The sequence below is a fragment of the Pseudomonas sp. TH41 genome (assembly GCF_016650695.1).
Classification (GTDB): Bacteria; Pseudomonadota; Gammaproteobacteria; order Pseudomonadales; family Pseudomonadaceae; genus Aquipseudomonas.
Window position 1 is genome coordinate 797,671 of the sequence record NZ_JAEKFH010000005.1, and the last position, 12,616, is coordinate 810,286.

The 12,616-nt window shown below is 59.8% G+C and carries 13 protein-coding genes; 9 read left to right on the plus strand and 4 right to left on the minus strand.

Going from position 1 to position 12,616, the window contains the following annotated elements:
- Positions 1–87: 87 nt before the first annotated feature.
- The 6 genes from JFU37_RS22090 (at position 88) to JFU37_RS22115 (ending at position 6,957) form a co-directional block, all read left to right on the plus strand.
- Positions 88–978, plus strand: coding sequence for a 2-hydroxy-3-oxopropionate reductase (locus JFU37_RS22090; RefSeq protein ID WP_201118759.1), 891 nt, complete (start codon positions 88–90; stop codon positions 976–978).
- Between the two features lie 175 nt (positions 979–1,153).
- Positions 1,154–2,434 carry a glycerate kinase type-2 family protein gene (locus JFU37_RS22095; RefSeq protein WP_201118761.1) on the plus strand — a complete coding sequence of 427 codons (1,281 nt, stop codon included), beginning with the start codon at positions 1,154–1,156 and terminating at the stop codon, positions 2,432–2,434.
- Entirely contained in the window at positions 2,424–3,839 is a 1,416-nt protein-coding gene (gene pyk, locus JFU37_RS22100) for a pyruvate kinase (RefSeq protein ID WP_201118763.1), read from the plus strand. Before JFU37_RS22095 ends, pyk begins: the two co-directional genes overlap by 11 nt.
- Before the next feature lie 146 nt (positions 3,840–3,985).
- A complete protein-coding gene (locus JFU37_RS22105; RefSeq protein ID WP_201118765.1) occupies positions 3,986–4,900 on the plus strand; it encodes an urea transporter in 915 nt (304 codons plus the stop codon).
- A gap of 21 nt (positions 4,901–4,921) precedes the next feature.
- Positions 4,922–5,746, plus strand: a complete 825-nt coding sequence (locus tag JFU37_RS22110; RefSeq protein WP_201118767.1) for an ion transporter — start codon at positions 4,922–4,924, stop codon at positions 5,744–5,746.
- 212 nt (positions 5,747–5,958) lie between these two features.
- Entirely contained in the window at positions 5,959–6,957 is a 999-nt protein-coding gene (locus JFU37_RS22115) for a sulfate ABC transporter substrate-binding protein (RefSeq protein ID WP_201118770.1), read from the plus strand.
- Positions 6,958–7,135: 178 nt separating this feature from the next.
- On the opposite strand, the gene JFU37_RS22120 is transcribed toward JFU37_RS22115, so the two are convergent.
- On the minus strand, positions 7,136–7,765 hold the full coding sequence (locus tag JFU37_RS22120) for a hypothetical protein (RefSeq protein ID WP_201118772.1): 630 nt from the start codon (positions 7,763–7,765) through the stop codon (positions 7,136–7,138).
- 235 nt (positions 7,766–8,000) lie between these two features.
- Here JFU37_RS22120 and JFU37_RS22125 point away from each other — a divergent pair, with 235 nt between their 5' ends.
- Complete coding sequence (locus JFU37_RS22125) at positions 8,001–9,206, plus strand: MFS transporter (protein ID WP_201118774.1); 1,206 nt, start codon at positions 8,001–8,003, stop codon at positions 9,204–9,206.
- Between the two features lie 94 nt (positions 9,207–9,300).
- Here JFU37_RS22125 and JFU37_RS22130 read toward each other — a convergent pair whose 3' ends face one another.
- Together JFU37_RS22130 and JFU37_RS22135 are read right to left on the minus strand one after the other, a co-directional pair.
- Positions 9,301–9,705, minus strand: a complete 405-nt coding sequence (locus JFU37_RS22130) for a type II toxin-antitoxin system HicB family antitoxin (RefSeq protein ID WP_201118776.1) — start codon at positions 9,703–9,705, stop codon at positions 9,301–9,303.
- The gene (locus JFU37_RS22135; RefSeq protein ID WP_201118779.1) at positions 9,705–9,917 is read right to left on the minus strand and encodes a type II toxin-antitoxin system HicA family toxin; all 213 of its coding nucleotides are present in this window, start codon (positions 9,915–9,917) and stop codon (positions 9,705–9,707) included. The genes JFU37_RS22130 and JFU37_RS22135 overlap by 1 nt, the downstream gene beginning before the upstream one ends.
- A 335-nt stretch (positions 9,918–10,252) precedes the next feature.
- On the opposite strand from JFU37_RS22135, the gene JFU37_RS22140 reads away from it, so the two are divergent.
- The gene (locus tag JFU37_RS22140; RefSeq protein WP_201118781.1) at positions 10,253–10,972 is read left to right on the plus strand and encodes an SDR family oxidoreductase; all 720 of its coding nucleotides are present in this window, start codon (positions 10,253–10,255) and stop codon (positions 10,970–10,972) included.
- A gap of 149 nt (positions 10,973–11,121) precedes the next feature.
- On the plus strand, positions 11,122–12,000 hold the full coding sequence (locus JFU37_RS22145) for a LysR family transcriptional regulator (protein WP_201118783.1): 879 nt from the start codon (positions 11,122–11,124) through the stop codon (positions 11,998–12,000).
- 203 nt (positions 12,001–12,203) lie between these two features.
- Here JFU37_RS22145 and JFU37_RS22150 read toward each other — a convergent pair whose 3' ends face one another.
- Positions 12,204–12,608, minus strand: coding sequence for a hypothetical protein (locus tag JFU37_RS22150; protein WP_201118786.1), 405 nt, complete (start codon positions 12,606–12,608; stop codon positions 12,204–12,206).
- Between the last annotated feature and the right edge of the window lie 8 nt (positions 12,609–12,616).

Here is a 12,616-nt window from a genome sequence, read left to right on the forward strand (position 1 = left end):
AATCGTCCATCGCGAGCAAGCTCGCTCCTACAAAAGCAACGCTCCCCTATTTGCTTGACGCAGCAATAAAAACAAGAGGATTTTCTCATGGCTAAAATCGGATTTATCGGCACCGGCATCATGGGCCACCCAATGGCATTGAACCTGCAGAAAGCCGGTCACAGCCTGTTCCTGTCGGCGCACCACGACGCCGCGCCTGCCGACCTGATCGCCGCTGGCGCTGTCGCTCTGGCGAACCCGAAAGAAGTCGCTCAGGAAGCCGAATTCATCATCGTCATGGTGCCGGACACCCCGCAGGTTGATGACGTGCTGTTCCGCGCCGACGGCATCGCCGCGGGTGTTGGCAAAGGCAAAATCGTCATCGACATGAGCTCGATCTCGCCCACCGCCACCAAAACCTTCGCGGCCAAAATCAACGAGAAAGGCGCCCAGTACCTCGACGCGCCGGTGTCCGGCGGTGAAGTCGGTGCCAAGGCTGCGACCCTGAGCATCATGGTCGGCGGCGACACCGATGCCTTCGAACGCGCTCTGCCGCTGTTTCAGGCGATGGGCAAGAACATCACCCTGGTGGGCGGCAACGGCGACGGTCAAACCGCGAAAGTGGCGAACCAGATCATCGTGGCGCTGAACATCCAGGCCGTGGCCGAGGCCCTGCTGTTCGCGTCGAAAAACGGTGCTGATCCTGCCAAGGTGCGTGAAGCACTGATGGGTGGTTTCGCCTCTTCGAAGATTCTCGAAGTGCACGGCGAGCGCATGATCAAAGGCACGTTCGATCCAGGTTTCCGCATCAGCCTGCACCAGAAGGACCTGAACCTGGCCCTGGCTGGCGCACGTGAGTTGGGCATCAACCTGCCAAACACCGCCAACACCCAGCAAGTGTTCAGCACCTGCGCGGCCATCGGTGGCAGCAACTGGGACCACTCGGCACTGATCAAGGGCCTGGAGCATATGGCGAATTTCTCGATTCGCGATAAATAACACCGGCCTGAAGCTGGCTCGGTCCCCTGTGGGAGCGAGCTTGCTCGCGATGGCATCGCCTCGGTCTGCCTGAGAGACCGCGTCGCCTGAATCGCAGGCAAGCCAGCTCCCACAGGACCGCGTCGCAACACCTGCTGTCGTTTAATCCCAATAACAAGAATTCCGGGAGCCCGCCATGTCGGTCGATCCGCAACAATTCCTGCGCGAGCTGTTTGCCACAGCCATTGACGCGGCCCATCCACAGCAAGTCCTCGAAGCTCATTTACCCAAAGACCGCAGCGGTCGGGTGATCGTCATTGGCGCCGGCAAAGCCGCAGCCGCCATGGCTCAAGTCGTCGAGCGTTGCTGGCAGGGTGAAGTCTCAGGTCTGGTGGTGACCCGTTACGGCCACGGCGCCCCCTGCGAAAAAATCGAAGTCGTCGAAGCCGCTCACCCGGTACCGGATGCGGCAGGTTTAGCCGTGGCTAAACGGGTGCTGGAACTGGTCAGCAACCTGACCGAAGACGACCGCGTGATCTTCCTGCTGTCGGGCGGTGGTTCTGCCCTGCTGGCCTTGCCTGCGGCCGGCATTACCCTCGCCGACAAGCAATCCATCAACAAAGCCCTGCTCAAATCCGGCGCAACCATCGGCGAGATGAACTGCGTGCGCAAGCACCTCTCGGCGATCAAGGGCGGTCGCCTCGGCAAAGCCTGCTGGCCTGCCACTGTTTATACCTATGCGATTTCCGATGTACCGGGCGACCTCGCCACGGTTATCGCCTCCGGCCCGACCGTGGCCGACCCAAGCACTTCGGCTGAAGCGTTGGCCATCCTCAAACGCTATGGCATCGACGTCCCGGCGTCGGTACGCAACTGGCTGCAAAGCGCGGAATCGGAGACGGTCAAACCCGGCGATCCGAGTCTTGCACGCAGTCATTTCCAGTTGATCGCCCGACCACAACAGTCGCTCGAAGCGGCTGCGGTGAAAGCCCGTCAGGCCGGTTTCAGCCCGCTGATCCTCGGTGACCTGGAAGGCGAATCCCGCGAAGTGGCCAAGGTTCACGCCGGCATCGCGCGGCAAGTGGTCTTGCATGGCCAGCCATTGGCGGCGCCGTGCGTGATCCTCTCGGGCGGCGAAACCACCGTCACCGTGCGCGGCAATGGCCGGGGCGGACGCAACGCCGAATTTCTGCTGAGCCTGACCGACAGCCTCAAAGGCCTGCCCGGTGTCTACGCGCTGGCCGGTGATACCGATGGCATTGACGGTTCCGAAGACAACGCCGGCGCGATCATGACCCCGGACAGTTACGCCCGCGCCACCGCCCTGGGTCTGAGCGCCAGCGACGAATTGGATAACAACAATGGCTATGGCTATTTCGAGGCGCTGGACGCACTGATCGTCACCGAGCCGACCCGCACCAACGTCAACGACTTCCGCGCCATCCTGATTCTCGAGAGCCCTAAACATGACGCCTGACAAAAAGGTAAAAATCCTCGCCACCCTCGGTCCGGCCACCAACGGGATTGATGACATCCGTGAACTGGTGCAGGCCGGGGTCAACATCTTCCGCCTGAACTTCAGCCACGGCGATCACGCCGACCACGCCCAGCGCTATCAGTGGATTCGTGAAGTCGAGCGCCAGCTCAATTACCCGCTCGGGATTCTGATGGACCTGCAAGGTCCGAAACTGCGGGTCGGCAAGTTCGCCGAAGGCAAGGTGCAATTGCATCGTGGCCAGGCCTTGCGCCTGGACCTGGACCCGACGCCTGGGGATGAACGCCGGGTCAACCTGCCGCACCCGGAAATCATCGCGGCGCTGGAGCCGGGCATGGACCTGTTGCTGGACGACGGCAAGCTGCGCCTGCGGGTGGTGACCCAGTATGCCGATGCCATCGACACCACTGTGCTCAATGGCGGCGAGCTGTCGGACCGCAAAGGCGTGAACGTGCCGCAAGCGGTGCTGGAACTGAGCCCGCTGACCGCCAAGGACCGTCGCGACTTGAGCTTCGGTCTGGAGCTGGGTGTGGACTGGGTGGCGCTGTCGTTCGTGCAGCGCCCGGAAGACATTCGTGAAGCCCGCGAACTGATCGGCAATAAAGCGTTTTTGATGGCCAAGATCGAGAAGCCGTCGGCGGTGACACAGCTGCGGGAAATCGCCGAGTTGAGCGATGCGATTATGGTCGCTCGCGGAGATCTCGGCGTTGAAGTGCCGGCCGAAAGCGTGCCGCAGATTCAGAAGAACATCATCAGCACTTGCCGCGAACTGGGCAAACCGGTGGTGGTGGCGACGCAGATGCTGGAGTCGATGCGCTTCTCCCCGGCCCCGACCCGTGCCGAGGTGACCGATGTTGCCAACGCCGTGGCCGAAGGTGCCGATGCCGTGATGCTGTCGGCGGAAACCGCGTCCGGTGACTACCCGCTGGAAGCCGTGCAGATGATGAGCAAAATCATCCGCCAGGTGGAAAACGGTCCGGACTATCAGACTCAATTGGATGTGAGCCGGCCGAAGGCTGAAGCGACGGTGTCCGATGCGATCAGCTGCGCGATCCGTCGCATCAGCAATGTGCTGCCGGTGGCGGTCTTGGTGAACTACAGCGAGTCCGGTACGTCGAGCCTGCGTGCGGCGCGGGAACGGCCGACGGTGCCGATTCTGAACCTGACGCCGAACTTGCAGACGGCGCGCCGTTTGACGGTGGCGTGGGGCGTACATTCGGTGGTCAATGACCGGCTGCGGCAGGTGGATGAGGTGTGCTCGACGGCGTTGGAGATTGCGCAGGCGCAGGGCATGGCCAAGCGTGGCGATACGTTGTTGATCACGGCAGGTGTGCCTTTCGGGCAGCCGGGGTCGACTAATTCATTGCGTATTGAGACGTTGATCTAGCGTCCGCTCCGGCCTCTTCGCGAGCAGGCTCGCTCCCACAGTTGATTTGTGTTGTTCACAAATCTGACGACTGAACAGAGATTCAGTGTGGGAGCGAGCCTGCTCGCGATGCAGGCGACTCGGTCCCTCTGACACACAGATAAAAAATGCCTGCCAACCACTTCAACACCCACTGCCCCGATTGGGCGACTGCCCTGCTCAACGGCTTCAGCCAGATCTTCCTCCAGCGCCATCCGCTGTGTGGCCTGCTGTGCCTGTTGGCGATTCTTTTTACCGCGCCATTCCTGCTCGGCGGTGCGCTGTTGGGCGGCGTTGCCGGATTGCTCACCGCGCAACGTCGCAACTACGCCAAGGCCGATCGTCAGGCCGGGCTGTTCAGTTACAACGGTGTTTTGCTCGGCTTGCTGCTGAGTCTCTATTTCCCCTGGTCAGCGATGTTGCCGCTGGTGATCATCGCCGCTGGCGGACTGAGTGCAATGCTCACGGAGCAATGGCTCAAGCGCGCCCGCGACCATCATTGCCCGCCCGCCTACACCGCGCCTTTTGTCGGCATGAGCTGGTTGCTGCTGTTGTTCGCAGCCCCCCAACACCCCGCGCCGCTGCTCGAAATGAACACCCTCAACCTGCTCGCCGCTTCACTGAAAGGGCTTGGCCAGGTGATGTTTCTGGGTCATCCATTGGCGGGTGCATTGATTGCCATTGGTTTGCTGATCGCCGACCGCCGCGCGTTTTTATGGGCGCTGCTGGCGTCCGCTGCCGGCCTCGGCTTCGCCTTGCTGCATCACGAAACGTCTAGCGCATTGCTCGGCTTGAACAGCTACAACCCCGTGTTGGCTGCCCTTGCCTTCAGCCATGTTCGCCGCCAACCCTGGCTGCCGCTGCTGGGCATTGCGCTGGCGGTATTGCTCACACCGGCTTTCGCCGCACTCGGTCTGGCCACGCTCACCGCGCCATTCATCCTCGCGTGCTGGCTGATCCGCGCCGGCCTTCGCCTGATGCGCCAAACGGCGATAGACAGCGCGCCTTGCGCTTTGAAGGAGAATCAACCTAGGCTTCGCTGATCATTGGTTCAGGTGGTATCCATGGACAGCAGTAAAAACTGGCGTGAAGAGCTTTACGTCATGGTTTTCCACAGCGACACCACGGCAGGACGTCGCTTCGACGGCATCCTGCTGTTGATCATCCTCGCGAGCATCATCATCGTGATGCTCGACAGCATCGACGCTATCCATCAGAACTACGCCAATGTACTGGCGTACATCGAGTGGGGCTTCACGATCATCTTCGCTATCGAATACGGCTTGCGCCTGTACTGCTCGCCCAAGCCATTGCGCTATGCGTTCAGCTTCTATGGGTTGGTGGACTTACTGGCGATCGTGCCCGGCATCCTCGCGCTGTATTACGCCGATGCGCAGTACCTGCTGATCATCCGGATCATTCGGATGCTGCGGATTTTCCGTGTACTCAAGCTCAGCCCGTACCTCAAGCAAGCCAACTATTTGATGTCGGCGCTGCGCGGCAGCAAACAGAAAATCGTGGTGTTCCTGGTCAGCGTCTGCACATTGGTGACCGTGTTCGGCACGCTGATGTACGTGATCGAAGGTCCGGAACACGGCTTCACCAGCATTCCCAAAGGCATCTATTGGGCTATCGTGACGTTGACCACTGTGGGCTTCGGCGACATCGTGCCGAAGACACCGCTGGGTCAGGTGATTTCGTCGGTAGTGATGATCACCGGTTACTCGATTATCGCGGTGCCGACCGGAATTTTCACCGCCGAACTGGCCACCGCCATGCGCGGCGAACAGCTGCAACACGACTGCCCGGTGTGCCAGAAAAACAGCCATGAACATGGCGCGGCGTTCTGCTCACGTTGCGGCAATCAGTTGTTCAAAAAAATGGAATAAGCAAAGTTATTTTTAATCTTTAAAGGACTATGTGAGCCCGGCTATAGTCGCTAGCAAAATGGTGGCAACACCTCTTCGATGACTGACAACTAACCCGTAGGAGCTGCCGAAGGCTGCGATCTTTTGATCTTGCTCTTAATTGACCTCGCAAGGATCAAGATCAAAAGATCGCAGCCTGCTGCAGCTCCTACCCAAAAAACAAGGAATGCGCAGTGAAAAAAATCTTTGGCGCCTCACTTCTGGCCGCCGGCCTGGCACTGACCAGTGTGGCTCAGGCCGCACCGACCCTGCTTAACGTTTCCTACGACGTGATGCGAGACTTCTACAAAGACTACAACACTGCCTTCCAGAAACATTGGCAAGCCGAGCACAACGAAAACATCACCTTGCAGATGTCCTTCGGCGGCTCCAGCAAACAGGCGCGCTCGGTGATCGACGGCCTGCCAGCTGACGTCATCACCATGAACATGGCCACGGACATCAACGCCCTGGCGGACAATGGCAAACTGGTCCCCGACAACTGGGTCACCCGCCTGCCGAATAACAGTGCACCGTTCACCTCGGCCACCGTGTTCATCGTCCGCAAAGGCAACCCGAAAGCCCTGAAAGACTGGCCCGACCTGCTCAAGGACGGCGTTCAAGTGATCGTGCCAAACCCGAAAACCTCGGGCAACGGCCGCTATACCTACCTGTCGGCCTGGGGTTATGTGCTGAAAAACGGCGGTGACGAAAACAAGGCCAAGGACTTCGTCGGCAAACTGTTCAAACAAGCGCCGGTGCTGGATACAGGCGGTCGCGCAGCCACCACCACGTTCATGACCAACCAGATCGGCGACGTGCTGGTGACCTTCGAAAACGAAGCGGAAATGATTGCCCGTGAGTTCGGCCGTGACCAGTTCGAAGTGATCTACCCAAGCGTTTCTGCTGAAGCCGAGCCGCCGGTGTCGGTGGTCGACAAAGTGGTCGAGAAGAAAGGTACTCGCGCAGCGGCTGAGGAATACCTGAAGTACCTGTGGTCGCCGGAAGGTCAGGAAATTGCAGCGGCAAACTACCTGCGTCCGCGTGATCCGGCGGTGCTGGCCAAATACACCGATCGCTTCCCGGCTGTAGACTTCCTGTCGGTGGAGAAGACCTTTGGTGACTGGCGCACCGTGCAGAAGACTCACTTCAATGATGGCGGGATCTTTGACCAGATTTACAGCGGCCAGTAAGTCCTGAGCCCAACAAAAAGGCGACCTGAGAAGGTCGCCTTTTTTATAGCCGCATGCTCGGCCCTGTAGGAGCTGCCGAAGGCTGCGATCTTTTGATCTTGATCTTGATCTTGATCTTTTCGGAACCAATGAAAATCAAGATCAAAAGATCGCAGCCTTCGGCAGCTCCTACAGGCCTTTACATCGGTGGCGTGACGCCGTCCTTGCCGGCCGAGATGGATTGAGCCGTCAGCGTTCCGTCAGCACTTTGGGTGACGAATGTCACGATTTTCACTCCCACCTTCAGCAAGCTGCGATCACCCGGCACCAGGTTCACGATCGGCACATCTTCCGGCACCAGAATCTTCTGCTGGCCGCCCTTGTAATTGACGGTCAGCACACGGCCATTGCTCACGACCAAATCGCCCACACTGCCATTGGTCATGCTGCTGCCTTTGGCCAAATCAAAGGGCCGATGGCCGTCGCCGCTGCCGGCCAGTTCCGGTGGGAAGACGTGGACTTCCAGCGCCTTGAGGGTGCCATCTTCCTGCGGAATGGCCGCCGAACCGATGTAGCTGCCGGGTTTGATGTCGTCGATATTGGCCAGGGTGACGGCGCGGATTTTCGTGTCATTGGTCAGATTAATGATCACGTTTTCACCGCTGTTGACGTGGACTTTCAACACGTCGGGGCTGACCCCGGTGATCTCGCCGCGCACGCCGATGCGCATGCCTGGCGCGTCGGCCGCCTGGGCCAGGCCCGCGGTAAATAAGGTGATCAAGGTAAACGCTGAAGCGCCGCGAATCAGGTGACGGAACATCGCATTCATGAAAGTGCCTTCCGGTTATGAAACGTTAGGTGTGAACATAAGCATGCTATCGAACAGGGTGTAAGTGAATGTATCATCCACGCTCTATGTCCGGACGCAAGGTTCATCGGCGGTCAGCCAGGCCTGCGTCACTCATTCCGCAATGGAATGAGTGCTATCACGCCAACCCCTCTTCCGCCGTTTTGGCCTGCCGCTTAGCCTGCGCGCATTCCCCAATTGTTCAGCGAGACCTGTTATGAACCCAGCGACCCAAGTGCCTCACGGCACCGCGACGATGACCCGAGGCATGGTGCTGCTGTTCGCCTTCTGCTGCGGCGCCATTGTTGCCAATATTTACTACGCCCAGCCGATCATTGGTTTGATCGCACCGGACATCGGCCTGACCAGCACCATGGCCAGCCTGATTGTTTCGCTGACCCAGATTGGTTACGCGCTGGGCCTGTTCTTCCTGGTGCCGCTGGGTGATCTGCTGGAGAACCGCCGGTTGATGATCATCACCACTATGGTGGCGATTGCCAGCCTGCTGGGTGCAGCGTTGACCGATCAGCCGAACCTGTTTTTGCTCATCTCGCTGTTGGTGGGTTTCAGTTCGGTGTCGGTGCAAATCCTGATTCCACTGGCCGCGCACCTCGCGCCGGAAGAATCCCGTGGCCGAGTGGTCGGCGGGATCATGGGGGGGTTGCTACTGGGGATTCTGTTGGCACGGCCCGTGTCCAGCGTGGTGGCTGACCACTTCGGCTGGCGGGCGATGTTTGTGATTGCGGCGGTGTTGATGGCGGCGATCAGCATCGTGCTGGCGCTGACCATTCCCAAGCGCCAGCCTGATCACAGCGCTTCTTATGGCCAGTTGCTGGGTTCTCTGTGGACGCTGTTGCGCCAACAACCGGTATTGCGTCAGCGCGCGTTTTATCAAGGTTGCATGTTCGCCACCTTCAGCCTGTTCTGGACCGCCGTGCCGCTGGAACTCGCGCGTAATCATGGATTGTCGCAAACCCAGATCGCGATCTTCGCCCTGGTCGGTGCTATCGGCGCTATCGCCGCGCCCATCGCCGGTCGACTGGCCGATGCCGGACACACCCGCAGCGCTTCGCTGCTGGCCTTGTTGTTCGCAAGCCTGAGCTTCCTGCCGGCGTTCGTCCATCCGGTCTATAGCGTCATCGGCCTCGCGGTCACCGGCGTGGTACTCGACTTCTGCGTGCAGATGAACATGGTCCTCGGCCAACGCGCGGTGTACGCACTCGACGCCAAAAGCCGCGGTCGTCTGAACGCGCTGTACATGACCAGCATCTTTATCGGTGGCGCGTTTGGGTCCTCGGTGGCCAGTGCGGTGTATGAACACGGCGGCTGGTTGTGGATCGTGATTGTGGGTAGCGTGTTTCCGTTGTTGGCGTTGTTGCGGTTTTTGAGTGTGTCCAAAGAGGCTTCGTTGGCGACGGCATAATCGCTAAAAGCTTCGCGAGCAGGCTCGCTCCCACAGGGTTACTGACAACTTGTGGGAGCGAGCCTGCTCGCGAATGCGATGTACCTGATCCCCCTCAATGTCGAACCAACTTCTCCATCGCCGCATCGGCCAGAAAGGAAGAGCGGCTTTTGACATTATGTTCACGCACATATCGATCAATGCGCTGAATAACATAGCCAGGCAACGTCACGTTGACCTTCTCGGTCTTGCCCATATACGGCGCGATGTCCAGCTCGAGCATTCCCCAGCCCATGTCGGCAAAATCCGGATTCCCGCGATGTGCAGCCGCCGATGTCGGCATCGGAATCGACTCCCCGTCAGCGGCCATCTCCTGAAGCATGATGTGCGCAATCTCGACGGCCGCATTGTAGGCGTCTTCAAACGTATCCCCGGCCGTTACGGCGCCTGGAATATCGGGGATCTGGATACCGATGGCGGTGTTCTCGTCGCCCCACTCGATACAGATTGGATATTGCATTATGGATCTCCTGCATAACTGGCTTCCGGGCAATACAGCCCGGCTCGCCTCCTGATGCTTTTGACCGTCCCGATCGGCAAATCCTTTTTCGGATGCGGGACGGGTATCGTGTACGGGTTGTATCGGTGTTTGAAGAGGTGATGACTGCCGGTAATCCGATCCAGTATCCAGCCGGCCTCCTCCAATTCCTTGATCAATTGCCTGCTCTGCACCAATAGCCTCCTTGCTCAGGCCCAACAAACGTAACCCTAGAGTTATCTTTACTCAAGCACATAAATCCGTATGGCGACGTTCGGTTGTTTTACAGCATGTGATTCATACCGCTTCATTCCGCCCAGGCATGACTCCTATGCCCTCCGCTTGCGTTCCGCCCTCACTGCCTCATGCCGGCGCGGTATGTCATCGGTCAGGATGGCGTAATTCGTTACGCCGAGGTCAACCCGGATTACACTCAGCGTCCTGAGCCTGAAGCGATGCTGGATGCTATTCGCGGCTGACCCTTTCAACTGCCGCCTGACCCGCGGCACGTTCGTTCGAGGAGCTTGCAATGACCCGACGTACCTTTCTCATCACCGGCGCCAGCAAAGGCATTGGCCGAGCAGTGGCCGAGCATCTGGACCGTGCGGGTCATCGGGTGGTTGGCATTGCTCGATCACCTGACTTGAGCTTTCCGGGCATGCTGTTTCCGCTGGACCTGAGCGACAGAGCGCTGACTCAGGAAGTGCTGGCGGATCTGGCCAGGACCTACGAGTTCGACGGCCTGGTGAACAACGTCGGCTTGGTGCGCCCGCAAGGGCTGGGCGAAATCGACCTGGATACGTTCGATGACGTGATGCGGGTCAACCTGCATTCGGCCTTGCAGGCCACTCAAGCCCTGCTGCCAAACATGCGCGCCAACGGCTGGGGCCGGGTGGTGAACATCTCCAGCTTGACCGTGCTTGGCATCACCCAACGCACGGCTTATGCAGCCGCCAAAGCGGCGCTGATCAGCTTCACGCGATCATGGGCGCTGGAGCTGGCGCAAACCGGTGTCACCGTAAACGCTGTGGCGCCCGGTCCGACGGAAACTGAACTGTTTCGTGCGAACAATCCGCCGGGCAGTGAGGGCGAGGCGCGTTACCTGACCGGCGTGCCGATGGGACGTTTGGGACAGCCACAGGAAATCGCGGCGGCGATTGCGTTTTTGTTGTCGGAGCAGAGCGGGTTTATTACCGGGCAGACCTTGTTTGTCGACGGAGGCGCTTCGATCGGCAAAGCTTCATTCTGACCGGCAACACAAATCCCCTGTGGGAGCGAGCCTGCTCGCGAAGGCGGCTCCACATCCAACAATGATGTTGGCTGATACACCGCTTTCGCGAGCAGGCTCGCTCCCACAGTGGATCTTTGGTGATTTTCAGCACTGCACAAGGACTTAAGATGGATCGCCTCAGCGCAATGGAAACTTTCGTCTACGTGGTGGAAACCGGTTCATTTTCCGCCGCTGCCCGGCGCCTGAATATCGGCCAGCCCGCCGTGTCGAAGGCCATCGCACAACTGGAGGCGCGGCTGGCTGTTCGGCTGCTTTTGCGCTCGACCCGCGGGCTGACGCCCACCGAAGCCGGTCTGGCGTTTTTCGAACGGTCCAAGCGCGCCATCGAAGAAGCCGATGAGGCCGACAACGCCGCACGCGGTGCCGCCAGCGGCCTCACCGGCAACTTGCGCATTTGCGCCGCTGTGACCTTCGGCCGACTGCACATCGTTCCACACCTCGGACCGTTCCTTGAGCAAAACCCGGAACTGAACATCGACCTGATGCTCGACGACCGCAACGTCAATCTCGTGGAAGAAGGCGTCGACATCGCCCTGCGCATGGGAGCCTTGAGCGACTCCGGCCTCACGGCCCGCAAGATCGCCGAATGCCGGCGCGTGGTGCTGGGTACCCCGGCGTACTTCGAAAAACACGGTGAACCCACCTGCCCGGCTGACCTGTGCACGCATCAGGCAGTCGTTTACACGTTGGGCGGTGGCGCCCATTGGCAGTTCCGCAACAAGACAGATGAGCAAGCCGTGATTATCAACGGCCGAATCCGCGTCAATGCCGCCGAAGGATTGCGTGAAGCCGTGCTCGCCCACCAAGGGCTGACCATGGCGTCCGAGTGGATGTTTGCGCCGGAGTTGACCAGCGGTGCGGTCAGGGAAGTGATGAAGGATTGGCGGCTGCCGAATCTGGACCTGTGGGCCGTGTTCCCGACCGGCAGAATGGCCAGCGCCAAGGCTCGTGCGTTTGTGGAGTATGTGCAGGGGTTGTTGGCTTGAGAAATCGCCGAATCAAGATCAAAAGATCGTCCGAACGCGGCCCGAGCCTTCGCCAGCTCCTACATTGACCGCGAACACCCTATCGTCGCACACGATCCTGTAGGAGCGAGCTTGCTCGCGATGAACGTGAACGATGACGCGTAGGCCTGGAAAATGCGCCGCCTTCGAATTCATCGCGAGCAAGCTCGCTCCTACCTCTATGGTTACTGCCCGAATTGCCGTCCCAGGCCACCCGGCACGCCATGGATATCCGTTTCTTCCCATGGCCCGTTCGGGCTGATCGACCGGCTCCAGCCGTTATCCCAGCGGTAGTAGGTGCGCTGGCGGTAGAACGTATTGGTCTGGTCATCCAGCACATAAACACCGAGCTTCGGGTCCCAGTGGCTGTTGCCACCCGGTGGCGGCGCGAAGCTGGCGGAGGTGCGTGGCAGCGGTTTGGCGGGCTTGGCTGGAATGCCCGGCTTGCCGGGCGTGGGTGATGTAGACGGCGTGGGTCTGGGCTGCGAGGGCGGAATCGGTGGCAGCGACGTCGGCTCGGGCCGTTGGACCGCACACGCGCTTAACCCCAGAACCAGGCTAATGAGGGTGATGCGAGCGATGGCGGTCATGGCGGTGC

Coding starts and splice junctions, on each gene's coding strand:
- JFU37_RS22090 (WP_201118759.1), top strand. CDS start 88: ATGGCTAAAATCGGATTTATCGGCACCGGCATCATGGGCCACCCAATG.
- JFU37_RS22130 (WP_201118776.1), bottom strand. CDS start 9,705: ATGCAATATCCAATCTGTATCGAGTGGGGCGACGAGAACACCGCCATC.
- JFU37_RS22110 (WP_201118767.1), top strand. CDS start 4,922: ATGGACAGCAGTAAAAACTGGCGTGAAGAGCTTTACGTCATGGTTTTC.
- JFU37_RS22095 (WP_201118761.1), top strand. CDS start 1,154: ATGTCGGTCGATCCGCAACAATTCCTGCGCGAGCTGTTTGCCACAGCC.
- JFU37_RS22140 (WP_201118781.1), top strand. CDS start 10,253: ATGACCCGACGTACCTTTCTCATCACCGGCGCCAGCAAAGGCATTGGC.
- JFU37_RS22145 (WP_201118783.1), top strand. CDS start 11,122: ATGGATCGCCTCAGCGCAATGGAAACTTTCGTCTACGTGGTGGAAACC.
- JFU37_RS22120 (WP_201118772.1), bottom strand. CDS start 7,765: ATGAATGCGATGTTCCGTCACCTGATTCGCGGCGCTTCAGCGTTTACC.
- JFU37_RS22125 (WP_201118774.1), top strand. CDS start 8,001: ATGAACCCAGCGACCCAAGTGCCTCACGGCACCGCGACGATGACCCGA.
- JFU37_RS22105 (WP_201118765.1), top strand. CDS start 3,986: ATGCCTGCCAACCACTTCAACACCCACTGCCCCGATTGGGCGACTGCC.
- JFU37_RS22150 (WP_201118786.1), bottom strand. CDS start 12,608: ATGACCGCCATCGCTCGCATCACCCTCATTAGCCTGGTTCTGGGGTTA.
- pyk (WP_201118763.1), top strand. CDS start 2,424: ATGACGCCTGACAAAAAGGTAAAAATCCTCGCCACCCTCGGTCCGGCC.